A 23,752-nucleotide genomic window follows, 5' to 3' on the forward strand; every position below is an offset into this window, starting at 1 on the left:
ACGGGACGCGCCGCCACCACCCATGAAGCGCAAGGGAACCGGCCCCGACGGCCTGGTCATCGTCGACAAGCCCGCCGGCATCACCTCCCACGGCGTGGTCGCCCGGATACGCCGCCTCGCGGGCACCCGCAAGGTCGGCCACGCCGGCACCCTCGACCCGATGGCCACCGGAGTGCTGGTCATCGGCGTGGAGAAGGCCACCCGGCTGCTCGGCCATCTGATGCTCACCGACAAGACGTACGAGGCCACCATCCGGCTGGGCCAGACCACCGTCACCGACGACGCCGAAGGCGAGCCCACCGCCACCGTCTCCACCGACGGCGTTACCCCGGAGGCGATCGCCAAGGGCGTCACCGCGCTCACCGGCGACATCCTCCAGACCCCGTCGAAGGTCAGCGCGATCAAGGTCGACGGCAAGCGGTCCTACGCCCTGGTCCGGGAGGGCGCGGAGGTCGAACTGAAGGCGCGGCCGGTCACCGTCGCCACCTTCACCGTGCATGCGCAGCGCGCCGCCGTGGCCGAGGACGGCACCCCGCTGATCGATCTCGACGTCACCGTGGAGTGCTCCTCCGGTACCTACATCCGCGCGCTGGCCCGCGACCTGGGCGCCGGCCTCGGGGTCGGCGGCCACCTCACCGCTCTGCGGCGCACCCGGGTCGGCCCGTACACGGTGCAGCAGGCGCACACCCTGGAGCAGCTGGAGGAGTCCTTCGGCACGCTGCCGCTCGGCGCGGCCGCCGCCGCGGCCTTCCCCCGCTGGGACGTCGACGCGGACCAGGCGCGGCTGCTGGTCAACGGCGTGCGGCTGAAGTCCCCCGGGCTCGCGCCGGGGCCGGTCGCCGTCTTCGGCCCCGAGGACCGCTTCCTCGCCCTGGTGGAGGAGAAGCACGGCCAGGCGCGTCCGCTGGCCGTCTTCGCCTGAGCCGCCACCGGGGGCGGACGGCATTCCGGTGCGGAGCCCGGCGGGCGGGCATGGCAGGCTATAGGCGTAGATCGGCGAGCGAGTGTAGCGAGTGTGCGGACAAGGAGCGGTCAGGGTGCAGCGCTGGCGTGGCCTGGAGGAAGTCCCCGACAGCTGGGGGCGCTCCGTCGTCACCATCGGATCGTTCGACGGAGTGCACCGGGGGCACCAGCTGATCATCGGCCGGGCCGTGGAGCGCGCCCGTGAACTGGGCGCCGCCTCGGTGGTCGTCTTCTTCGACCCGCACCCGAGCGAGGTGGTCCGCCCCGGCAGCCACCCGCCGCTGCTGGCCCCGCCGCACCGGCGGGCGGAGCTGATGGGCGAGCTGGGCGTGGACGCGGTGCTGATCCTGCCGTTCACCCAGGAGTTCTCCCAGCAGGCCCCGGCGGACTTCGTCAAGCAGGTGCTGGTCGACGCGCTGCACGCCCAGGCCGTCGTCGAGGGCCCCAACTTCACCTTCGGCCACAAGGCGGCCGGCGATGTGGCGCTGCTCGCGGAGCTGGGCCGGGTGCACGACTTCGACACCGAGGTCGTGGACCTGTTCGTGCGCAACGAGGTCGGCGGCGATGAGCCCTGCTCCTCCACCCTGGCCCGGCGGCTGATCGCCGAGGGCGACATGCCCGGCGCCGCCGAGGTGCTGGGCCGCCCGCACCGGGTGGAGGGCGTGGTGGTGCGCGGCGCCCAGCGCGGCCGCGAACTGGGCTACCCCACGGCCAATGTGGAGATCCTGCCGCACACCGCCGTCCCGGTCGACGGGGTGTACGCGGGCTGGCTCACCGTCGTCGGGGACGGGCCGCTGCCGATCGCGGGGGAGCGGATGCCCGCCGCGATCTCGATCGGCACCAACCCGACCTTCGACGGCACCGCGCGCACGGTGGAGGCGTACGCCATCGACCGGGTCGGGCTGGACCTGTACGGGCTGCATGTCGCGGTGGACTTCCTGGTCTATCTGCGCGGCATGGAGAAGTTCGACACCGTGGACGCGCTGCTGGAGCGGATGGCCGACGACGTCAAGCGGGCCCGGGAGCTGACGGACGACGGCACGCCGCCCCGCTGACGCTGACGCTGACGCTGACCGGATCGGAGACGGCCGGGGCCCCGCGACGTGCTGTCGCGGGGCCCCGGCCGTCGCTGCTCACTGCTGGGGGGTCACTGCTTGAGGGGTCACTGCTGAGGCGTCACTGCTGCTGGGGCGGCGGATAGCCGTAGCCCGGCGGCGGCTGCTCCTCGTACCCCGGCGGGGGCGGCGGCGGGGCCTGGCCGGGCTGCTGGGTCCAGCCGGGCGGCATCGGCTGCTGGCCGGGTGCCTGGTGGCCGGGCGCCGGCTGGGGCTGCTGCTGCGGGGCCTGCTGGGGGTAGCCGTAGCCGCCGGGCGGGGGCTGCTGGCCGCCCGGGTACGGCTGCTGCCGGCCGGGCGGGCCCCACGGCTGGCCCTGCTGCGGCGCGCCCGGGTCGCCCCACGGCTGCCCGGCCTGCTGCGGGGGCGGACCCGGCTGCGGGCCCCAGCCCGGCTGCGGCTGCTGGCCGGGCCAGCCCTGCTGCGGCCACACCCCGGCGGCCTGCTGGGCCCGCTGGAAGTCCTCCGCGACCAGCGCGGCCAGGTCGAAGTACGCCTCGCGTACCTTGGGCCGCATCATCGAGATGTCGACCTCGGCACCGGCCGCCAGATGCTCGTCGAACGGCACCACGACCACGCCCCGGCAGCGGGTCTCGAAGTGGGCGACGATGTCCTCGATCTTGATCAGCTTGCTGGTTTCGCGGACCCCGGAGACCACCGTGATGCTGCGCTGCACCAGATCGGCGTAGCCGTGCGCGGAGAGCCAGTCCAGGGTGGTGGAGGCGCTGCTCGCACCGTCCACGCTGGGGGTGGAGACGATGATCAGCTGATCGGCCAGGTCCAGCACGCCGCGCATGGCGCTGTACAGCAGACCGGTGCCCGAGTCGGTGAGGATGATCGGGTACTGCCGGCCCAGCACATCGATGACCTGCCGGTAGTCGGCGTCGTTGAAGGTGGTCGACACGGCCGGGTCCACGTCGTTCGCCAGGATCTCCAGACCCGAGGGCGCCTGCGAGGTGAACCGGCGGATGTCCATATAGCTGTTGAGGTGCGGGATCGCCGTCACCAGGTCGCGGATGGTCGCCCCGGTCTCGCGGCGCACCCGGCGGCCCAGGGTGCCCGCGTCCGGGTTGGCGTCGATCGCGATGACCTTGTCCTGGCGCTCGGTGGCCAGGGTGGCGCCCAGCGAGGTGGTGGTCGTGGTCTTGCCGACGCCGCCCTTGAGGCTGATCACCGCGATCCGGTAGCAGCTCATCACCGGCGTACGGATGACCTCCAGCTTGCGCTGGCGCTCGGCCTCCGCCGCCTTGCCGCCGAACTTGAAGCGCGACTGCTGGCGGCGCTCCTGCGGCTGGCGGCGCAGCAGCCGGTCCGAGGAGAGCTCCACGGCGGCGGTGTAGCCCAGCGGCGCACCGTGCGAGGTGCGCTGCGGGGCGCCTCCGCCGTGGAAGGCGGCGGGCGGCTCCCCGCCGGGACCGGGCTGCTGGTACGGCGGCGGGGCCGGGGCGGGGTGCGGCCAGCCGCCCTGGCGGGGGTCGGCGGGGGGCTGCGGGCCGGGCTGCTGGGCCGGGCCGGGGGAGTGCGGGCCGGGGGTTTGGGGCGGCCCGGGGAACTGGGGCGGGTACGGGCCCGGCTGCTGGGGTGCCTGCGGCGGGTACGGGCCCTGCTGCGGACCCGGGGCGCCCCAGGCGGCGCCGGCGGCCGGGTGGCCGCCCTGCTGCGGGCCGGGCCCGGGGGGCGGGGCCTGCTGGGCCTGGTGTGGTGGCGGGAACTGCTCGGGCCCGGGGGCCCACGGCCGACCGGGGCCACCGGCGATCGGCCAGGGTGCGCCCTGCTGCGCCGGGTCGGGGCCGGGCGGCGGCCCTGACTGCGGACCCGGCGGCGGGCCTGACTGCGGACCGGGCTGCGGGCCGGGCTGCGGCGCGGCGTCCGGCGGCGTGGCCTGCGGCGTGAACGGTGCGGGCTGCGGCTCGGCGGACTCCGGCTGCGGCCCGGCCGCCTCGGCGGCGGCATCCAGGCCGACCTGCTGCGGCTCCGGTTCCGCCTGCGGCGGTGGCACCGGGCCGCCGAGCGGTCCCGGCCCGGCCTGCTCGGGGCCCGGCCCGGGGGCGTGCTGCTGCGGTCCGGCGTGCGGCGGCTGCGGGCCGACCGGCCCGGCCTGCTGCGGCATCGGCCCCGGCGGAACGGGCATGGGCGGCGGCACGGGACCGGAGCCGACCGGCCCGTCCGGCCCGCTGCTCTGCGGCGGGAAGGGGTTGGAGACGGGCTGCGGAGCCGGCGGTGCGGGCGGTGCCTGGGCGTCCGGCGCCTCGGGGGATTCGTTCTGCGTGTACCAGGCCGGGGGAGTGTAGTCGGGCGCGTCAGACCACTCCTCGTCCTCGTCCGGCGCGTTGTCGCCGACGTAGACGCCGTCGCGATCGGTGCTCAACTCGAACTCCCTCTCTCAGCTCCGGCAGGCAGCCGCATCGGCCTCGACCCCACCGGTCGTCCCCGTGTCGGACGCGCTCCCCTGTCAAGAGTCAGGGCGTCCGCGAAGCACCAGCCTATGAGTTAGCCCGCAACTCGGGATAGTCCGGGTGGTCGCGGCACGCCCCCGGCGCGTCGTCCGGGGCCGACCAGCCCAGCGCCCGGCCCGGCCGCCATCGCCCGAACGAGCGATCCGGTTGCGCGGCTCGCCCGCACGGAGCCCCCGGACCCGCCGCACGCTCCGGCGGCGCCCCCGTCGTCACCCGTACGGGTCGTCACTCGTACGGGCGGGGCCGCTCACACGCCCTCGCCCGTACGAGTGAAAGCGGCCCTCAGTCCACCCGGCGCGGTCCACCCAGCAACTGGACCTCCGCGTCCACCGGCGCCGTCATCACGAACTGACGCCGCATCCGGGTGGTCCACAGCGTCACGTTGTCACCCATCGAGGGAAGCGCGGCCACATCGGCGGCGGTCAGGTTCATGGCCCGCCCGACCAGCTCCGCCTCCTGCGGCGACACCCGCTGCACCCCCACCAGGTCCGCCGCGCCCAGCACCCGCTGCGCGTTCGGCCCCAGGTACGGCAGCAGCGTCAGCATGGTCTGCCACGGCCCGGCCGACAGCCGGCTGCGCACCGGACGGGCACCCAGGTCCCGTACCACCAGCACCGGCGCCGCCACCGAGGGCCCCTGCGGACCCAGCCGGCCCACCTGGTGCACCGTCACACACGGCTGCCCGCCGCCCGCCGCCTGCGCCATCGGCGCCCAGGTCTGCGGCCTGCCGGTCTCCACCGCGACCCGCGCCCCGGTGGCGGCGGCCCGCAACGCGATCAGCTGCGCCGTCCACACGCCGCCGACCAGCACGATGTCGTACGCCGACGGGCGGAACAGCCCGAGGACGGCCGGCTGGCGCTGCGGGTCGACGCCGATCAGCACCCCGTCGTCGCCCACCGGCATCGACAGCGCGTTCAGCTGCTCGGCGGTGAGCACATGCCGCTCGCGGCGCGGACCGCGCAGGCCGAAGCCCGCCCTGATCCGGGCGGCGGCCCGCTGCGGCGGCCGCTCGGGACCGGGCTGTCCGGCGGGCGAGTGGGGGGAGTAGCTCTGGTACGCCATCAGCGGGTCCCTCCCAGCGGCAGCGTGGCGAGCATGCCCGGGGCCTGCTCCATGTCCAGCCGCACCAGTCCGGTCCCGGTGCCCTGCGCCCGGGACTCCAGCAGCCGCCCGACCTGGGCGACCTCGCTCTCGCTGCGCGCGGTCAGCCGCAGATGCCCGGAGACCGCCACCGCGCCGCCGGTCCCCCGGGTCGCGGTCAGGCTGAAGGTGCTGGCCAGGGCGGGCAGCCCGGTCAGCGTGTTGACCAGGTCGGGCGCCGCGACCCGGCCGCCGCTGCCACCGGGGCGGGTCAGCTGCGGCCAGCGGGAGATCCAGTACGTGGTGTGCCAGCGGTCGTCGACCCGCCAGAAGCGGCGGCTCTCCTGGGTGCGCCGGGTGTTGCCCGTACCGCCGCCGGTGCCCTGGCGGCCCGCCGTGGCCAGCGGGTTGACACAGATGGAGGTCGCCAGCGCGGCGATCAGCTCCCGCTCGTCCAGCACCGTCGCGCTGAAGCCGGCCCCGGTCAGCCCGGCGACCAGCTGGTCGGCGGCCCGCTGGAGCGCCTTGCGGGCGCCGGTCTCGCCGCCGCCCCGGGCCAGCACCGCGGTGGCCGCCCGCTCCGGGTCCAGCCGCAGCGACACCCAGGTCAGCCGCAGCGACGGGGTGGACGACCCCTCGGGCAGCTGCTGGTACGCGCGGGAGGCCAGAGCCTGCTCGGGCAGGTGAGGCGCCGGGGCGGGCTGGGTGTGCTGCACGATCTGCACCGAGTCCAGCGTGATGTCGTCGACCTGGAGCGCGGCGGTCAGTACGTCCAGCGGCAGCGGCCGGGCGGTGCGCAGCGGCCGCAGCGGCTCGTCCTTGGCCCGCACCAGCAGCACCGCGCTCAGGAAGGTGCCGTCACCGACCATGCCCGCCTCGCGGCGCACCCGGCGCTGGCCGCCGCCGCTGCCGGGGGAGTCGGTCTCGGTGGTGTGGGTGCAGGTGCGCAGCGCCGGGTCCAGCTCCAGCGCCGGGGCGATCCCCGGATCGGTGCCCTGCGGCGGGACGTTGTCCGGGGCGCCGCGCCGCCGGGCGCGCAGCGCCATCGCGGTCCGCAGGTACTCCGGCAGCGAGCGGCCGCGGATCGGCAGCAGCGCGACCACCACCAGCAGCACCGCGGGCACCGCCATCGCCCCGGCCAGTGCCTTGCTGACGGTCCAGCCGACCACCACCAGCGCGGCGGCCACCTCGATCAGTACCAGCTGCTGGAGGCGGACCGGGCCGCCGAGCCGCCCTGGCCGGGGGTGCATCCGGATGGCGACGGGGGTCAGCGGAGCCGGTGCGGGCTCGGCGCGCCCCCGTCGGCGGCGGCGGTGCCCGGAGGCCGGCGGGCCCGGCTGCGGTGGCGTTCCGTGCGGTGCGCTGCGGCGCTCTGGAGCGGTCTGGCTTCGCATCCCCCGAGTGACCCTCTCTGGTCGGATTACCGGCGGCCGGTTGGCTGATCGCCATACGGTACCCGTACCGTACTGACCGTCTGCCCGCCGCATCGTAGAGGGTTTCGGCCCCCGGTGACCCGGTGGGCGGCGCCGGCCGCAGCGGACCCGGTCCGCGGTGGCCGACGGGGAGAACGGGGCGCACGCAGCGCTTTCCCAGCCAGGGCGGCGGCGGGGTGGGGGCCGGGATCAGCCCACGCCGTACGACCGGACAGCGTTACGGACAGGTGGGAGACGACGAGCATGGCATCACGCCGGGACGAGCTGAACGCGTACACGTTCGCGCGGCGCCGCACGGTGGGGGCGTTCCTGCAGCCGGCCGGGGGTGGCAATGACGAGGACGCCCCGCGCCCGGTGCGGGCGGTGGTGCCCAGCCTGGTGATGGCCGCGGTGGTGGTCGCGGGCTTCGGCATGTGGGGCATGATCAAGCCGGCCGCGCCGCAGGGCTGGGACGACGGCAAGAGCATCGTGGTGGGCAAGCAGTCCACCACCCGCTACGTGGTGCTCGCCAACCCCGACAAGCCCGACGACAAGACCCTCTACCCGGTGCTCAACATGGCCTCGGCCAAGCTGGTGCTGGACGCCGACTCCAAGGTCACCATCGTCGAGGACAAGGTGCTCGACCAGTACCGCAAGCACGGCCCGACCATCGGCATCCCGTACGCCCCGGACAAGCTGCCCAGCGCCGACGAGGCCGCCAAGCCCAAGGTCTGGACGGTCTGCGACCGGCCGGGCGGCGACCAGGCGCAGACCACGGTCAACCAGTCGGTGCTGGTGCTGACGGACACCCAGGCCCAGTCGCTGCGCAACGGCAGCTTCCGGCTCTCCCACGGCGACGCGCTCTACGTCCAGGTGCCCGGACCGGACGGCAAGGGCGGCACCGACTACCTGGTCGACGCGGCCGGGCGCAAGCACCAGCTGAGCCAGGGCGCCAACAGCGCCGACGCCAAGGCGCTGCGTACCAGCCTGTTCGGCCCCCAGTCCGCTCCGCAGCGGGTGACCCAGCAGTGGCTGGACACCCTGCAGGACGGCCAGGAGGTGTACTTCCCCACCATCCCCCGGTTCCAGGGCCCCTCCGGGCTGACGCTGTCGCACCACGAGGACGAGACCATCGGCCGCCTGATGTCCTTCGACTCCAACAACGACGGCAAGCCGGACGCCTACTACGTGGTCGGCGAGGGCGGCCTCTACCGGCTGACCGACTTCGAACTCCAGCTGTTCCAGAACAACCCCCGGCTGTCCGCCGTCTACGGCAACGGCCAGGTGACCATCGGTCAACTCACCGCCGCCGAGCAGGCCCGGTACGCGGGCGCGGTCGGCAACGAGCGGCGGCTGACGCTGCCCGCCGACTGGCCGCAGCTGCGCCCCAACCAGGCGGTCAACGCCCAGGACCGCGAGGGCGGCACCCGCAACGTGGTGTGCAGCACCTATGAGGGCATGGACGAGAAGAACAACCCCCGGCGCAGCGTCTGGGCGGCCAGCACCTTCCCGGCCGGGGTGACGGTCGGCTCGACCAGCGCCCAGGTCAGCCCCGGCACCGGTCTGCTGTACCGGGCGGTGGAGGGCGGCGCGGGCACCCAGTCCGACGCGGTGTCGGGCTCGGTGTACCTGCTCACCGAGACCGGGCTGCGATACCAGGTGGTCGCCAACGGGGACAGCTCGGCCAAGAGCTCCGTACTGCCCAAGCCCACCGCGCCGCCCGACCCGTCCCAGGCCCAGGCCCAGCAGGGCAATGACGCCCAGGCCCGGCTCGGTTACAAGGACGTCCAGCCGTCGCTGGTGCCGAGGGCCTGGTCCGACCTGGTACCGGGCGGGCCCAACCTGGACAGCAGCTCGGCGTTGCAGCCGCAGACGTCCTGACGGTCCCTCATCTGATCATCCGACGAACCGTCAGCAGGCCGGTGCCGGAAGCCTTCCGGCCCGGCCTGCGGCCGTTGTGTGCATCGGATGTCATGGTCCGGTAACCGTCCCCAGGGGGTGTTGGGCGTGTCAGTGGCGGCGGCTAGAGTGATTCCGGACATCACGTCGTGGTGTTGACCGGGGGCTGGATACGGGCTGCCGGCCAAGTCGTCTGTCTCATGGGGGACTGGAACATGTCGGGTCAGTTCAGGACCACTGCCGAGGAGATGCGGGCGTTCTCGGCTCGCATCGCCGACGTCAACGCGTCCATCCAGCAGGAGCTCAGCCGCCTGAACAGCCTGGTGAGCTCCGTCACCGGCACGTGGCAGGGCCAGGCCGCCACCGCCTACCACCAGCTCCAGGAGCGTTGGAACGAGGACGCCACCAAGCTGAACCGGGTGCTCGACGAGATCAAGCAGGCCATCGACGCCACCACCGCGCAGTACTCCGCGACCGAAGAGGAGCAGCGCTCGTCGCTGGGCAACATCACCGGCCAGTTCAGCTGACCCGCCCGCTTCCGCCGCTGTACCCGCCGGCCCGTGCGACAGCGGGCCGTTGAAGATCCTTTCGACAGGGAGACGTCATGTCCGACGGCCACATTCTCGTCAATTTCAGCACCATCCAGAACGCCGGCTCCGAGGTCCGCTCGACCGCCGGTCGCATCCAGCAGCAGCTGGACGACCTCAAGGCCGGTGTGCAGCGCATCGCCCAGAGCTGGGACGGCAAGGCCAAGGAGGGCTACCAGGCCCGCCAGGCCGAGTGGGACCGCTCCGCCGCCGACCTGCACCAGGTGCTGAACCAGATCGGTACCGCGCTGGACAACGCCGCGCAGAGCTACCAGCAGACCGAGAACAAGAACGCCAGCATCTGGGGCAACTGACCCCCGGTCGGCTGAACAGGGGCGGGCGCCGGACGGCGCCCGCCCCTGACGGCTGCACCGGGCGGACCCACCCGACGAGGACCTGCGCGAAAGAGGGGCAGTACAGGTGCCGTTGAGCAAGCAGAGGGAGGCCGCGCGGCGCAGTGGCCTCCGAGCCGTGGCGACCCCGGCGGCGTCGGCCGCGGCCGCGTTCGGCATCCTCGCCACGGTCGCCGCGGTCCCGGCGGCGGCGGTGGCCCCGGGGGCCGAGCAGGACGGCGGGGTGGTCTGGTCCCCGCTGAGCCCGGCGGCGGCCGGCACGTGCAACATCCCGTCCAGCGACGTCCCCGGCGTGCCGTGGTCACTGCAACGGGTGGTACTGGACCAGCTGTGGAAGGGCGGCGTCACCACCAAGGGCGGCATCACCGGCAAGGGCGTCGTCGTCGCGGTGATCGACACCGGTGTGGACGCGCGCAACCCGCAGCTCCAGGGCAAGGTCCGGCCCGGACAGGTGCTGCTCAAGGACCCGCAGACCAAGCAGACCGTCGCCGGCGGTGCCACCACCGACCCGGTCGGCCACGGCACCAAGGTCGCCGGCATCATCGCGGCCTCCCCCAGCGCGGCGACCGGCTTCGTCGGCCTCGCCCCGGACGCCACCATCCTGGCCATCCGGCAGAACGACAGCGAGGGCAGCGGCGACGTCAAGACCCTGGCCACCGCCATCGACGACGCGGTGGCGGCGGGCGCCCAGGTCATCAACATCTCGCAGGACGTCCGCGGCACCGGCCCCTCCGGGGACTTCAACGGCCGCGACGCCCTGGCCAAGTCCGTCCAGGCCGCCATCGACAAGGGCATCATCGTGGTGGCCTCGTCCGGCAACGACGGCAAGGAGGGCGCCACCTTCCCGGCGTCCCTCCCCGGGGTGATCGCGGTGGGCGCCTCCGACCGCAACAACGAGCGGGCGACCTTCTCGCAGTACGGCGACTTCGTCGACGTGGCCGCCCCCGGCGTGGACATGCTCTCCACCGTCCCCAGCGCCGGCCAGTGCGTGGACAACGGCACCAGCTTCTCCGCCCCGTACGTGGCCGGCGTGGCCGCGCTGCTCCGGCAGAAGTACCCGGTGGACAAGTACCCCGCGTGGACCCCGGCCGCCATCGCGGCGCGGATCGAGCAGACCGCGCAGCGCAACGGCCGCGACCGTGACAAGTTCATCGGCTGGGGAGTGGTCGACCCGGTGAAGGCGGTCACCTCCAACGCCCCGCCGGCCACCGCCGCCGTGCCCGACCCGGTGACCCGCCTGGCCGCCGACCCGCTGGTGGCGCAGCCGCTCATCCTGGGCGAGACCCAGGCCGACCGGGACCGCCGCACCGCCACCTATGTGCTCGGCGCCGGCCTGCTCGGCGTGCTGCTGATCAGCGGCGGCTCGGTGGTGCTGCGCGACCACCGCAAGCGCCGGGCCGCCATCTGAGCCACCCGTTACGACAGCCACCCGTTACGACAGCCAGCCAGTACGACAGCCACTCAGTACGACAGCCACCCGGTACGACGAAGCGGCGGCGGGGACCGGACCGGTCCCCGCCGCCGCTCTCCGCGTATGGCGGCCTCAGTGCGAGGGCAGCCAGCCGGTCTGCACCATCTGACCGGAGCCGATCCGCCGCGACACGAACATGCCCCGGCCGGGCGGCAGCGGCTGCGGCTTGACCGTACCCAGCAGCGCGCCCTCGTCCTTGTTGCCGGAGAGCACCACGCCCTGCGCGCCCAGCTCCTTCATCCGCTGCATCATCGGCTCGAACATCGCCCGCCCGGCACCACCGGCACTGCGCGCGATGATCACCCGCAGGCCGATGTCCCGCGCGAACGGCAGGAACTCCACCAGCCCCTGCAACGGGTTGCCCGACGACGTCGCGACCAGCTCGTAGTCGTCGACGATCACGAACATGTCCTTGCCGGTGTACCAGCTGCGGTCCCGCAGCTGCTCGGCGGTGACATCCGAACCCGGCAGCCGGCGGGCGCAGGAGCCGCGCAGCATCTCCACGATCTGCTGCAGCGCGGGCTGCGCCGCCGCGTACTCCACCAGGTAGCCCTGCGGCACGGTGCCCAGCAGCGCACGCCGGTAGTCACCGACCACGATGCCCGCCTCGTCCGGCGTGTACCGCTCGGTGATCTGCTTGACCAGCATCCGCAGCACCGACGACTTGCCGGACTCGCTCTCGCCGAAGACCACGAACAGCGGGTCGGTCTCGAAGTTGACGAAGACCGGGGAGAGCTCCACCTCGTCCACACCGAAGGCCACACCGCGCTCCGGGAACTCGAAGCCCTTGGGCAGCTGCCCGGCGGGCAGCACCGTCGGCAGCATCCGCACCTGCGGCGCCTGCGGGCCGTTCCAGCCGGTGCTCACCGACTGCACCAGCTGCGCCACGCCGTCCATCAGGTCCTCGACCGAGTGCGAGCCGTCCAGCCGGGGCAGACCGCCCAGGAAGTGCAGCTTGTCCGGGGTGAGGCCGCGACCGGGCGCGCCCGCCGGGACGTTCTGCGCGACCTTGCGGTCGATCTCGGACTCCATGGAGTCACCGAGCCGCAGCTCGACCCGGTTCTGTAGCAGGTCCTTCAGCGCGGGCCGCACCTCCGCGTACCGGGAGGCGGTGAGCACCAGGTGGATGCCGTAGCCCAGACCGCGCTGCGCGATGTCCGCGATCACCGGCTCCAGCAGCTCGAACTCCTGCTTGAAGGTCAGCCAGCCGTCGACCATCAGGAAGACGTCACCGAACTGCTCGTTCGGCAGCGCGCCCTGCGCCCGCCGGGTGCGGTAGGTGCCGATGGAGTCGATGCCCTGCGCGCGGAACAGCTCCTCGCGCCGGTTGAGCACCCCGTGCACCTCGCTGACCATCCGGCGCACCTTCTCGGCGTCCAGCCGGCCGGCCACACCGCCGACGTGCGGCAGCCCCTCCAGGCCGATCATGCCGCCGCCGCCGAAGTCCAGGCAGTAGAACTGCACCTCGGACGCGGTGTGGGTGAGCCCGAAGGCCGCCACCATGGTCCGCATCAGCGTGGACTTGCCGGACCGGGGACCGCCCACGATCATGCCGTGGCCCGCCGCCCCGGAGAAGTCCTGGTACATCACATCGCGACGCTGCTCGAACGGCTTGTCCACGATGCCGACCGGCACCACCAGCCGGCCCAGCGCGCCGTACTCGGGCGCGGTCAGCCCCCGCTCGGGGGTGACCTGGAGCGGCGGCAGCAGCTGGTCCATGCTCGGCGCCTCGTCCAGCGGCGGCAGCCACACCTGGTGCGCCGCCGGCCCCTGGCCGATCATCCGCTGCACGATCACGTCCAGCACCGTGTCCACCAACGCGTCGTCCTCGCGCGGCTGCTCCGGCTCCACCTCGGCGGGCGCGGTCTCGACCACCGCCACCTCGGCCGCCGTGAACAGCACCGGCCGGTGGCTGGAGACCCGCCCGGTGGAGCGCACCTGCCCGGCCGGCCGGTACGGACCGGAGACGTACGCCGCCTTGAAGCGGTCCATCACATCGGTGCCGAACTTCAGGTAGCCGACGCCCGGCACCGGCGGCAGGTGGTACGCGTCCGGCACCCCCAGCGCCGCCCGCGACTCCGCCGCCGAGAAGGTCCGCAGACCGATCCGGTACGACAGGTAGGTGTCCAGACCGCGCAGTCGCCCCTCCTCCAGCCGCTGCGAGGCCAGCAGCAGGTGCACACCCAGCGACCGGCCGATCCGGCCGATCTGGATGAACATCTCGATGAAGTCGGGCTTGGCGGTCAGCAGCTCGCTGAACTCGTCGATGATCAGGACCAGCGACGGCAGCGGGTCCAGCGCCGCACCGGCCACCCGGGCCCGCTCGTACTCGTTGAGGTTGGCGTAGTTGCCCGCCGAGCGCAGCAGCTCCTGACGGCGGTTCAGCTCACCGGTGATCGCGTCGCGCATCCGGTCGACGAGGGTGAGCTCCTCCGCCAGGTTGGTGATCACCGCCGAGGTGTGCGGCATCTCCGCCATCCCGGCGAAGGTCGCACCACCCTTGAAGTCCGCCAGCACGAAGTTGAGGATCTCCGAGGAGTGCGTCATCGCCAGGCCCAGCACCAGCGTACGCAGCAGCTCCGACTTGCCGGAGCCGGTCGCGCCGACGCACAGGCCGTGCGGGCCCATGCCCTCCAGCGCGGCCTCCTTCAGGTCCAGCATCACCGGCTCACCGCCGGCGCCCAGGCCGATCGGCACCCGCAGCTTCTCGTGCGAGGCGCGCGGCCGCCAGGTACGGGAGATGTCGATGGAACCGGCGTCCCCCACGCCCATCAGATCGGTGAAGTCCAGATTGGACAGCAGCGGCTCGTCGTCGCCGCCCGCCGAGATCCGGTACGGCGCCAGCTGCCGGGCCAGCGCCTCGGACTGCCAGGTGGACAGGGTGTCCGCGGTGCCCCGGTAGGCGGCGCCGGACGCCGACTGGAGCAGCAGCTCGTCCGGGGAGACGGTGATCACCAGGCTGCCGCTCAGCTCGTCCAGATCACCGGGGACCACCTCGATGATGGTGACGCCCTGGAGGCCCTCCGCACCCGCCAGCGCCGAGTCCTGCGGCACCGAGGCACCGTCCACCACGACCACCACATGCGGCTGGTCGCCGCTGACCGGAGCGTCCCGGTGGAAGCGCGCCCGGCCGGCCAGCTCGTCCTCCAGCAGCTCCTCCAGCTCGCCGAGCCCGGTGGTGATCAGCCGCCGGCTGCCCGCGCCGTCGCTCTCCCGGCGGTGCTGGGTGTGCGGCAGCCACTTGGCCCACTCCCACTCGTCCGCCGCGCCGGGCGCGGCGGCGAAGGCGACCACCAGGTCGTCCGGCGAGTGCAGCGTCGTCAACTGCGCGATCATCGCCCGGACATTGCCGTACACGGTGTCCGGGTCGCCGCAGACCGTGATGTGGTAGAAGGCCCGCAGCGACACCGCGAGCGGCAGGTCGTGCAGGGTGCCGTGCGAGGAGAGGAAGGTCCGCATCGCCTCGGCGGTCAGCGGCTCCAACTCGTCCAGCGGCGCCGTCTGCGGCGCCACCAGCGGGGTGGCCAACTGCTGCGGACCGCGCCCCAGCCGGATCTGCGCGAAGTCCGGATCGCTGGGCCGCCGCTCCCACAGTCGGCGGCCCTCCGCCACCACCGACCACAGCTGGTCCGGCTCCGGGTGCAGATACAACTGCGCACCGCGCTGCCGCTCCGCGATGCGGCGGACCTGACGCCGCATCTGGGTCAGGTACTTGAGGTAGTCACGGCGCTCGTCCGACATCGCGGAGCCGCCGCCGCGCCGGGCCCGGACGATCTGCGCCACCGCCATGCCGGCGGTGGAGGCGATCATCAGGACGCCCATCACCTTCATGGTGGAGCCGCCACCGTTGGGCATGAAGAAGAACGCCGCGGAACCGCCCATGCCGAGCAGCGGCAGCAGGTTCATCATCCAGTCGTCGTTACCGCCCCTGGGCAGCTCCGGCGGCGACTCCAACTGGACCGGCTCGTCCGGCACCGTGGGCGGATAGGCCCTCGGCGGCCGTTTGACGGTTACCACGCTCACTTCGGCACCAGCCCTCACGCACGCTGTCGATCGTGTCGCTGCGTCGCTTCGTCGCTTCGTCGTATCGCCGGACCGGCCGGCAGCCGCGCAGCGGTGTGCGTGCCCGGTCGGTCCGGGGTGAGAGCCCCCGTGGCCCCCTCCACCGACCGCAGGGGCCCGCAAGCCGGCAACCGCCCCTCGACACCCCTGCGCAGGGGCCGATCCTACTGGTACCGGACAATGGCCAGAACCCCGATCCCCCGGCCTGGCGGGCCTCGGGGCGGTGGTCGCACCCACCGCCCGCCCGACACACTCTGACGGTTTGTCACGGATCGATCCGCCCACGGGAGGACAGCGCCGACGGCTCCCCGGTCCGGCAGCTCGGCGGGCGGGCGCTGATGCCGGCCGTGCGGCGCCTCGGGGCCGCCGCGCCGCACAGCTGATCCACCATCACATCGCGGCCCCGCCCCGGCCACGGCGGTGGCCGGGCGCCGGGCCGGATTGGGTAGGGTGTGCCCGCGCCGGTCTTGCCAGGACGCGGTCAGCACCCGGCGGGGCGGGCGCGGTGCACGGAGGCCGTACCGGCCCCGCGCCGAATCCGTAGTACACACAACAAGGGGGAGAACCGGTGAGCGCCAGCGCAACGACCGGATTCTGCCGGGTCACCGTCGTCGCACCGGACAGCCGGATCGACGTCGCGCTGCCGGAGGACGTCCCGCTCGCGGACGTCTACCCGGAGGTGCTGCGGCTGTCCGGCCAGACACAGCAGGAAGGCGCGCCGACCGGGTTCCACCTGGTCCGCCGCGACGGCACCGTCCTCGACAGCGGACTGCCGCTGGCCGCCCAGCAGGTGCGCGACGGCGACCTGCTGAGCCTGCGTCCCTTCGCGGAGTCGCTGCCGCCGGCCGTGTACGACGACGTGGCGGACGCCATCGCCACCGCCGTGGAGTCCGACCGCCGCTTCTGGGGCCCCGCCCTGATGCGCACCTTCGGCCTGACCGGCGCGGTGCTGCTGCTCACCCTGATGGGCTTCGCGCTCTGGTTCTCCGACCTCTTCCACGACATGCACAGCCTCCCCGGGCTGCTCTCCGGGGTGACCGCCGTGGTCCTGGTCGCCTTCAGCGGCGTACGCGCCCGGGTGTACGCCGACCACGCCGCGGCCCTCGCCCTCGGGCTGGCCGCGCTGCCGCACGCGCTGATCGCCGGCTCCGGCATCATCCCGGTCACCCATCCCGGTGCCCTGGTCGGCGGCGGGCCCGGCCGGATGCAGTTCCTGGTCGGCTGCGTCACCGTGCTAGTGGTGTCGGTGCTGCTGGTGGGCCTGCTGCCGGAGAAGGACTCCTTCTTCGTCGGCTCCGCCTTCGTGGCCGCCGCCGGCACCCTGGCCACCTTCGCCGCCGTGGCGATGGAGAACACCTCGGCCGGCTCCATCGCCGCCGTCACCGGCGCCGCCGCGGTGGCGGTGGTCGGCTTCCTGCCCGCGCTCTCCTCCCGCTTCGCCCGGCTGCCGGTCGGCTTCCACGCCCCGGGCCAGGCCGGCGCCCGCGAGCGCGGCGCGGACCCGGCCGACCACGAGGCCCTGGAGTACGAGCGGATCGCCGCCCAGGCGCGGCGCGGCCACGAGGTGCTGGTCGGCCTGGTCGGCGGCGCCGCCGCGGTGGTCGTGGGCGCCTGCACGGTGCTCGGCTTCAGCGACCGCATGTGGGGGGAGCTGCTCGCCCTGGTGATCGGGATCGCGACCATGCTGCGAGCCCGGTTGTTCCGCTACTCCGCGCAGGTCTTCTGCCTGGTCATCGCCGGTCTGGTCAGCCTGGGCCTGCTGATCCTCGGCCTGGCGCTGCACACCCCGCAGTTCATCGTCTCGGTGCAGGCCGGCCCGGAGGCCGACATCCGCACCGTCTGGCTGAGCACCGCCATCGCGGTCGGCGCCGCGCTGCTGGTGGCCATCGCCCTGGTCGTCCCCCGGCTCGGCGTCTCGCCGTTCTGGGGCCGGGTGCTGGACCTGGTGGACAGCCTGGTGCTGATCTCGCTGGTGCCGCTCACCCTGGCGGTGCTGGACGTGTACGCGACCGTCCGGGGCCTCACCAGCTGAAACCCCCCCGGCCCGAGCGGCCCCCGGCCGTGCCCAAGCCCCGCCAGTGCCCGCCGACCAGCCGGTCGGCGGGCACTGGTACGCTTGGGCATCGATCGTTGCCGCACTGTGTCCGGATGCAGTGTCCACACGCTGTGTGTCCGCACACGCCGGGCCACGGTCGCCGTACGAAGCCGAGTCCCACCAAGGCGCCTGTGACGCAGACCAGGACCGCTCGGCGAATCACTCGAAGGAGTTGCTGTGGCTCTCGACGCCGCCGTCAAGAAGCAGATCATGTCCGAGTTCGGCACCAAGGAGGGCGACACCGGCTCCCCCGAGGTCCAGGTCGCGATGCTCACCCGTCGGATCTCCGACCTGACCGAGCACCTCAAGGCCCACAAGCACGACCACCACTCCCGCCGGGGCCTGCTGCTGCTGGTCGGCCAGCGCCGCCGCCTGCTCCAGTACCTGGCCAAGAAGGACATCGAGCGCTTCCGTGCGCTCGTCGACCGCCTGGGCATCCGCCGCGGTGCCGCCGGCGGCGCCAAGTAACACGTCGCCCGGGGGGCGGCTCCCCTGGTGGGGAAGCCGCCCCCTTCGCGCTATTCCGGGCCGAACCGCCCGGCGGCGCGCCGCACCCCCCCGGGGTCGCCGTTCCCACGCGCGTGGGAACGGCCCGGTTTGTAGGGTGTGGATTTGTAAGGTGGAGGGAAGGCCCGCAGAGGGCGCCGCACGTCGGCGCCGACGGGCACACCGACACCGCGCGGGCCGCAGGCCTCAAACGGAGGCCGCCCGCACCCAGGGGAGCGTCCACACGCGACCGCCGACTCGGTGCCAGGAGGCGCCGGTCCTCGGTAGTGGCCGCCGGGCAGCGCGAACAGCCGCCCGGAGGCTTCGATCGAAGACCGGCCCGGCCGGGGCCGGAGCGGTAGCGATGCGCAGGGGCGCTCCACCAGGACCCGTATGACAAGAGGAGATCTTCCTGGTGGAAGAGAACGTGCACTACGCCGAGGCCGTCATCGACAACGGCGCTTTCGGCACCCGTACCATCCGCTTCGAGACCGGCCGACTGGCCCGCCAGGCCGCCGGCTCGGCCGTGGCCTACCTGGACGACGAGACCATGGTCCTGTCGGCCACCACCGCCTCGAAGCAGCCCAAGGAGCACTTCGACTTCTTCCCGCTCACGGTGGACGTCGAGGAGCGGATGTACGCGGCCGGGCGCATCCCCGGCTCGTTCTTCCGCCGCGAGGGCCGCCCCTCCGAGGACGCGATCCTCACCTGCCGGCTGATCGACCGCCCGCTGCGCCCGTCCTTCGTCAAGGGCCTGCGCAACGAGATCCAGGTCGTCTGCACCGTCATGGCGCTGGACCCGACTCACCTGTACGACGTGGTGGCGATCAACGCCGCCTCCGCCTCCACCCAGCTGGCGGGCCTGCCCTTCTCCGGCCCGATCGGCGGCGTCCGCGTCGCGCTGATCAAGGGCCAGTGGGTCGCCTTCCCGACCCACCCGGAGCTGGAGGAGGCCGTCTTCGACATGGTCGTGGCCGGCCGCGTCCTGGACGACGGCGATGTCGCGATCATGATGGTCGAGGCCGAGGCCACCGACAAGACCATCAAGCTGGTCGAGGGCGGCGCCGAGGCGCCGACCGAGGAGATCGTGGCGGCCGGCCTGGAGGCCTCCAAGCCGTTCATCAAGGTGCTCTGCAAGGCCCAGGCCGACCTGGCCGCCCGCGCCGCCAAGCCGACCGGCGAGTTCCCGGTCTTCCTGGACTACCAGGACGACGTGCTCCAGGCGCTCACCGCCGCCGTCAGCGACGAGCTGGCCCAGGCGCTGACCATCGCCGGCAAGCAGGCCCGCGAGGCCGAGCTGGACCGCGTCAAGGCGCTGGCCGGCGAGAAGCTGCTGCCCGAGTTCGAGGGCCGCGAGAAGGAGATCTCCGCCGCGTACCGCGCGCTGACCAAGAAGCTGGTCCGCGAGCGCGTCATCAAGGAGAAGGTCCGGATCGACGGCCGCGGGGTCACCGACATCCGCACCCTGGCCGCCGAGGTCGAGGCCATCCCGCGGGTGCACGGCTCGGCGCTCTTCGAGCGCGGCGAGACCCAGATCCTCGGTGTCACCACGCTGAACATGCTCCGCATGGAGCAGCAGCTGGACACCCTGGCGCCGGAGACCCGCAAGCGCTACATGCACAACTACAACTTCCCGCCGTACTCGGTCGGTGAGACCGGCCGGGTGGGCTCCCCCAAGCGCCGCGAGATCGGCCACGGCGCGCTGGCCGAGCGGGCGCTCATCCCGGTGCTGCCGACCCGCGAGGACTTCCCCTACGCGATCCGCCAGGTCTCCGAGGCGCTGGGCTCCAACGGCTCCACCTCGATGGGCTCGGTCTGCGCCTCCACCATGTCGCTGCTGAACGCCGGTGTCCCGCTGCGGGCCCCCGTCGCCGGTATCGCCATGGGCCTGATCTCCCAGGAGATCGACGGTGAGACCCACTATGTGACCCTCACCGACATCCTGGGCGCCGAGGACGCGTTCGGTGACATGGACTTCAAGGTCGCCGGCACCCGCGACTTCGTGACCGCGCTCCAGCTCGACACCAAGCTCGACGGCATCCCCGCCTCGGTGCTCGGCGCCGCGCTCAAGCAGGCCCGCGAGGCCCGGCTGCACATCCTCGACGTGATGAACGAGGCCATCGACGCGCCCGACGAGATGTCCCCGAACGCGCCGCGCATCATCACCATCAAGATCCCGGTGGACAAGATCGGTGAGGTCATCGGCCCCAAGGGCAAGATGATCAACCAGATCCAGGAGGACACCGGCGCGGACATCACCATCGAGGACGACGGCACCATCTACATCGGTGCGGTCGACGGCCCCTCGGCGGAGGCTGCCCGTACGACGATCAACCAGATCGCCAACCCGACCATGCCGGAGGTCGGGGAGCGCTACCTGGGCACTGTGGTGAAGACCACGACGTTCGGCGCGTTCGTGTCGCTGATGCCGGGCAAGGACGGCCTGCTGCACATCTCGCAGCTGCGCAAGCTCTCCGGCGGCAAGCGGGTGGAGAACGTCGAGGACGTCGTCAAGGTCGGCGACAAGGTCCAGGTCGAGATCGCCGAGATCGACCCGCGCGGCAAGCTCTCCCTCATCCCCGTCATCGAGGGCGAGGGCGACGAGGCCGCGAGCTCCTGACCCCGGTCACGGGCACAGCCTGACCCACGGCCCGTTCCTCCCCTGCCGGGGAGGGACGGGCCGCACCCCTGATACTCCTGTTCTCCCTGCTCCTGGAGGTTTCCCCGTGGCTCAGGTCTCGGCGGCGCAGCAGCGCCCCGGCACGACCCGGACCCTGCTCAAGGGGGTGGACGGCGCCGGCACCGTACGCCGCACCGTGCTCCCCGGCGGCCTGCGCGTCGTCACCGAGACCCTGCCGACGGTGCGCTCCGCCACCTTCGGCATCTGGGTGGGGGTGGGCTCGCGGGACGAGACCCCGGTGCTGGGCGGAGCCACCCACTACCTGGAGCACCTGCTCTTCAAGGGCACCGAGCGGCGCAGCGCGCTGGACATCTCCTCCGCGCTGGACGCGGTCGGCGGCGAGATGAACGCCTTCACCGCCAAGGAGAACACCTGCTACTACGCCCGGGTGCTCGACAGCGACCTGCCGCTCGCCATCGACGTGGTCTGTGACATGCTCACCGGCTCGCTGATCCGCCCCGAGGACGTCGACGCCGAGCGCGGCGTCATCCTCGAGGAGATCGCGATGACCGAGGACGACCCGGGCGATGTCGTCCACGACCTGTTCTCCCAGGTGATGTACGGCGACTCGCCGCTCGGCCGCCCGGTGCTCGGCACCGTGGAGACCATCAACGCCCTCACCCGCGACCAGATCGACGGCTTCTACCGCCGCCGCTACAAGCCCGAGCACCTGGTCGTCGCCGCCGCGGGCAACATCGACCACGCCAAGGTCGTCCGCCAGGTGACCCGGGCCTTCGAGGCGGCCGGCGCACTGGGCCGCGCCGACGCCCGGCCCGCCGAACCGCGCGGCGGCAGCCGCGCCCTGCGCACCGCCGGCCGGTCCCAGGTCCTCAACCGGCCCACCGAGCAGGCCCACCTGGTGCTCGGCCTGCCGGGTGTCGCCCGCACCGACGAGCGCCGCTGGGCGCTGGGCGTGCTCAACGCCGCCCTCGGCGGCGGCATGAGCTCCCGGCTCTTCCAGGAGGTCCGCGAGAAGCGCGGCCTGGCCTACTCGGTGTACTCGTACTCCTCCTCGTACGCGGACAGCGGCCTCTTCGGCATCTACGCCGGCTGCCAGCCCAAGCGGGTCGAAGAGGTGCTGAAGATCTGCCGCGAGGAGCTGGAGCGGGTCGCCGAGCACGGCATCGACGACGAGGAGCTGCGCCGCTCCATCGGCCAGATCTCCGGGTCCACGGTGCTGGGCATGGAGGACACCGGCTCCCTGATGAACAAGATCGGCAAGGCGGAGCTCTGCTACGGCACCCACCTGTCGGTGGACGAGCTGCTGGGGAAGATCGCCGCCGTCACGCCCGACGACGTCCGCGAGGTCGCCCGGGACGTCCTCGGTGGGCGCCGCCCGTCGCTGGCCGTGATAGGACCGGTGGGGGACAAGCGCGCCGGCCGCCTCGCCGAAGCGGTGGCCTGACCGCCCGACCGTCCGACCGCCTTGTGATTCCCGTTCCCGTGAAAGGAAGCACCCTCATGACCGCGCCGCTGCGAGTGGCTGTCATCGGAGCCAAGGGCCGGATCGGCTCCGAGGCGTGCCGGGCGGTCGAGGCCGCCCCCGACCTGGAGCTGGTCGCCTCGCCCGACCACGGCGACAGCCTGGAGACCCTGGTCGACGCCGGGGCGCAGGTCGCGGTGGACCTGACCCACCCCGACGCCGTCCTCGGCAACCTGGAGTTCTGCGTCTCCCACGGCATCCACGGCGTGGTCGGCACCACCGGCTGGACCGAGGAGCGGCTGGCCACCGTGCGCGGCTGGCTGGCGGCCTCGCCCGCCACCGGCGTACTGATCGCGCCCAACTTCTCCATCGGCGCGGTGCTCACCATGCGGTTCGCCCAGCAGGCGGCCCGCTTCTTCGAGTCGGTCGAGGTCGTCGAGCTGCACCACGACCGCAAGGCCGACGCGCCGAGCGGCACCGCCACCCGTACGGCCCAGCTGATCGCCGCCGCCCGCGAGCAGGCCGGCCGGCCCCGCCAGCAGGACCCCACCACGCACGCCCTGGACGGCGCGCGCGGCGCGGACGTGGACGGCGTGCCGGTGCACGCGGTCCGGCTGCGCGGCCTGCTGGCCCACCAGGAGGTGCTGTTCGGCGACACCGGCGAGACGCTGACGATCCGTCATGACTCGCTGCACCACAGCTGCTTCATGCCCGGCATCCTGCTGGGCGTACGCAGGGTGGGCGGCACTCCGGGCCTCACCGTCGGCCTGGAGCACTTCCTGGACCTGGACTGAGTACCCCGTGAAGTCCCGCACCGGATTCTTCGTCCTCGCCGCCATCCTGCTGCTGGCCTTCGCGGTGGTGGTGTTCGAGGGCGTCCAGCTGATGGCGACCGGTAGACCGGCCGGGGTCGGCATCGGCATCTGCGCGATCGTCATCCCGGGCATCGGTGTCTGGTTCCTCTGGCACACCGTGCAGTTCGGCCGCCACAGCGAGGCGCTGGCCCGCGAACTGGAGGCCGAGGGCGGCCTCCCCGTCGATGAACTGGTACGCACCCCCGGCGGCCGCATCGACCGGGCCTCCGCCGACGCCGTCTTCGCCCGCCGTCAGGCCGAGGCGGAGGCGGCGCCGGACGACTGGCGCGTCTGGTTCCGCCTCGCCATCGCCTACGCCGACGCCGGCGACACCCCCCGCGCCCGCAAAACCATGCAACACGCCATCCGCCTCCACCCCACCCCCCACTAACCCCCCACCCCATCTGTCCCGCCCCGCCCGGGTGGTGGCCCGTCCCCGCCTGGGTGTGGGCGGCCCCGTCAGGGGCGCGAGGAACCGCGCGAGCAACCCCTCACCCAGCCGCAGCACCCCACCCCACAGATCCCGCCCCCCCGGGTGGCGACCCGTCCCCACCTGGGTGTGGGCAGCCCCGTCAGGGGCGCGAGGAACTGCGCGAGCAACCCCTCACCCAGCCGCAGCACCCCACCCCACAGATCCCGCCCCGCCCGGGTGGCGACCCGTCCCCGCCTGGGTGTGGGCGGCCCCGTCAGGGGCGCGAGGAACTGCGCGAGCAACCCCCCACCCAGCAGAGCCTCCGAACCCACCTGTCCCGCCCCGCCCGGGTGGCGACCCGTCCCCACCCGGGTGTGGGCGGCCCCGTCAGGGGCGCGAGGAAC

The 23,752-nt window shown here is 73.2% G+C and carries 16 protein-coding genes; 12 read left to right on the plus strand and 4 right to left on the minus strand.

The window, feature by feature from the left end:
* The first annotated feature begins 22 nt into the window (after positions 1–22).
* Positions 23–922 carry a tRNA pseudouridine(55) synthase TruB gene (gene truB / locus ACIQGZ_RS29190; protein WP_402607675.1) on the plus strand — a complete coding sequence of 300 codons (900 nt, stop codon included), beginning with the start codon at positions 23–25 and terminating at the stop codon, positions 920–922.
* Between the two features lie 115 nt (positions 923–1,037).
* A complete protein-coding gene (locus ACIQGZ_RS29195) occupies positions 1,038–2,018 on the plus strand; it encodes a bifunctional riboflavin kinase/FAD synthetase (RefSeq protein WP_402607677.1) in 981 nt (326 codons plus the stop codon).
* A gap of 121 nt (positions 2,019–2,139) precedes the next feature.
* Here ACIQGZ_RS29195 and ACIQGZ_RS29200 read toward each other — a convergent pair whose 3' ends face one another.
* The 3 genes from ACIQGZ_RS29200 to eccE all read right to left on the minus strand — a co-directional run bounded on the left by ACIQGZ_RS29200 (position 2,140) and on the right by eccE (position 6,864).
* The gene (locus ACIQGZ_RS29200; protein ID WP_402607679.1) at positions 2,140–4,446 is read right to left on the minus strand and encodes an AAA family ATPase; all 2,307 of its coding nucleotides are present in this window, start codon (positions 4,444–4,446) and stop codon (positions 2,140–2,142) included.
* A 370-nt stretch (positions 4,447–4,816) separates the two neighbouring features.
* Complete coding sequence (locus ACIQGZ_RS29205) at positions 4,817–5,596, minus strand: hypothetical protein (protein WP_402607681.1); 780 nt, start codon at positions 5,594–5,596, stop codon at positions 4,817–4,819.
* Entirely contained in the window at positions 5,596–6,864 is a 1,269-nt protein-coding gene (gene eccE / locus ACIQGZ_RS29210) for a type VII secretion protein EccE (RefSeq protein ID WP_402607683.1), read from the minus strand. The genes ACIQGZ_RS29205 and eccE overlap by 1 nt, the downstream gene beginning before the upstream one ends.
* A gap of 426 nt (positions 6,865–7,290) precedes the next feature.
* Here eccE and eccB point away from each other — a divergent pair, with 426 nt between their 5' ends.
* The 4 genes from eccB (at position 7,291) to mycP (ending at position 11,273) form a co-directional block, all read left to right on the plus strand.
* Positions 7,291–8,907, plus strand: coding sequence for a type VII secretion protein EccB (eccB, locus tag ACIQGZ_RS29215; RefSeq protein WP_402607685.1), 1,617 nt, complete (start codon positions 7,291–7,293; stop codon positions 8,905–8,907).
* A 233-nt stretch (positions 8,908–9,140) separates the two neighbouring features.
* Positions 9,141–9,452 (plus strand): WXG100 family type VII secretion target, encoded by a 312-nt coding sequence (locus tag ACIQGZ_RS29220; protein ID WP_402607687.1) that lies wholly within the window; start codon positions 9,141–9,143, stop codon positions 9,450–9,452.
* A gap of 77 nt (positions 9,453–9,529) precedes the next feature.
* Positions 9,530–9,826: a WXG100 family type VII secretion target gene (locus ACIQGZ_RS29225; RefSeq protein ID WP_402607689.1), complete on the plus strand. Its 297-nt coding sequence runs from the start codon at positions 9,530–9,532 to the stop codon at positions 9,824–9,826.
* A gap of 157 nt (positions 9,827–9,983) precedes the next feature.
* Entirely contained in the window at positions 9,984–11,273 is a 1,290-nt protein-coding gene (gene mycP, locus ACIQGZ_RS29230) for a type VII secretion-associated serine protease mycosin (RefSeq protein WP_402607691.1), read from the plus strand.
* A 135-nt stretch (positions 11,274–11,408) separates the two neighbouring features.
* Here mycP and eccCa read toward each other — a convergent pair whose 3' ends face one another.
* A complete protein-coding gene (gene eccCa / locus ACIQGZ_RS29235; protein WP_402607693.1) occupies positions 11,409–15,359 on the minus strand; it encodes a type VII secretion protein EccCa in 3,951 nt (1,316 codons plus the stop codon).
* 607 nt (positions 15,360–15,966) lie between these two features.
* On the opposite strand from eccCa, the gene eccD reads away from it, so the two are divergent.
* From eccD to ACIQGZ_RS29265, 6 genes are all read left to right on the plus strand, one after another.
* Positions 15,967–17,430, plus strand: a complete 1,464-nt coding sequence (gene eccD / locus ACIQGZ_RS29240) for a type VII secretion integral membrane protein EccD (protein WP_402607695.1) — start codon at positions 15,967–15,969, stop codon at positions 17,428–17,430.
* 240 nt (positions 17,431–17,670) lie between these two features.
* Entirely contained in the window at positions 17,671–17,961 is a 291-nt protein-coding gene (gene rpsO, locus ACIQGZ_RS29245; RefSeq protein WP_402607697.1) for a 30S ribosomal protein S15, read from the plus strand.
* Positions 17,962–18,394: 433 nt separating this feature from the next.
* Positions 18,395–20,599 (plus strand): polyribonucleotide nucleotidyltransferase, encoded by a 2,205-nt coding sequence (locus tag ACIQGZ_RS29250; RefSeq protein ID WP_402607699.1) that lies wholly within the window; start codon positions 18,395–18,397, stop codon positions 20,597–20,599.
* Between the two features lie 106 nt (positions 20,600–20,705).
* Positions 20,706–22,064, plus strand: a complete 1,359-nt coding sequence (locus ACIQGZ_RS29255; protein ID WP_402607701.1) for a M16 family metallopeptidase — start codon at positions 20,706–20,708, stop codon at positions 22,062–22,064.
* 56 nt (positions 22,065–22,120) lie between these two features.
* On the plus strand, positions 22,121–22,876 hold the full coding sequence (gene dapB / locus ACIQGZ_RS29260; protein WP_402607703.1) for a 4-hydroxy-tetrahydrodipicolinate reductase: 756 nt from the start codon (positions 22,121–22,123) through the stop codon (positions 22,874–22,876).
* Positions 22,877–22,883: 7 nt separating this feature from the next.
* Complete coding sequence (locus tag ACIQGZ_RS29265; RefSeq protein ID WP_402607705.1) at positions 22,884–23,327, plus strand: hypothetical protein; 444 nt, start codon at positions 22,884–22,886, stop codon at positions 23,325–23,327.
* The last annotated feature ends 425 nt before the right edge of the window (positions 23,328–23,752 follow it).

This window comes from Streptomyces sp. NPDC092296 (assembly GCF_044755465.1).
GTDB lineage: Bacteria > Actinomycetota > Actinomycetes > Streptomycetales > Streptomycetaceae > Peterkaempfera.

Bases quoted from the DNA above. Each gene is read 5' to 3' on its own strand.
- truB (WP_402607675.1), top strand. From the start codon at position 23: ATGAAGCGCAAGGGAACCGGCCCCGACGGCCTGGTCATCGTCGACAAG.
- ACIQGZ_RS29205 (WP_402607681.1), bottom strand. From the start codon at position 5,596: ATGGCGTACCAGAGCTACTCCCCCCACTCGCCCGCCGGACAGCCCGGT.
- eccE (WP_402607683.1), bottom strand. From the start codon at position 6,864: ATGCACCCCCGGCCAGGGCGGCTCGGCGGCCCGGTCCGCCTCCAGCAG.
- eccB (WP_402607685.1), top strand. From the start codon at position 7,291: ATGGCATCACGCCGGGACGAGCTGAACGCGTACACGTTCGCGCGGCGC.
- ACIQGZ_RS29220 (WP_402607687.1), top strand. From the start codon at position 9,141: ATGTCGGGTCAGTTCAGGACCACTGCCGAGGAGATGCGGGCGTTCTCG.
- ACIQGZ_RS29225 (WP_402607689.1), top strand. From the start codon at position 9,530: ATGTCCGACGGCCACATTCTCGTCAATTTCAGCACCATCCAGAACGCC.
- dapB (WP_402607703.1), top strand. From the start codon at position 22,121: ATGACCGCGCCGCTGCGAGTGGCTGTCATCGGAGCCAAGGGCCGGATC.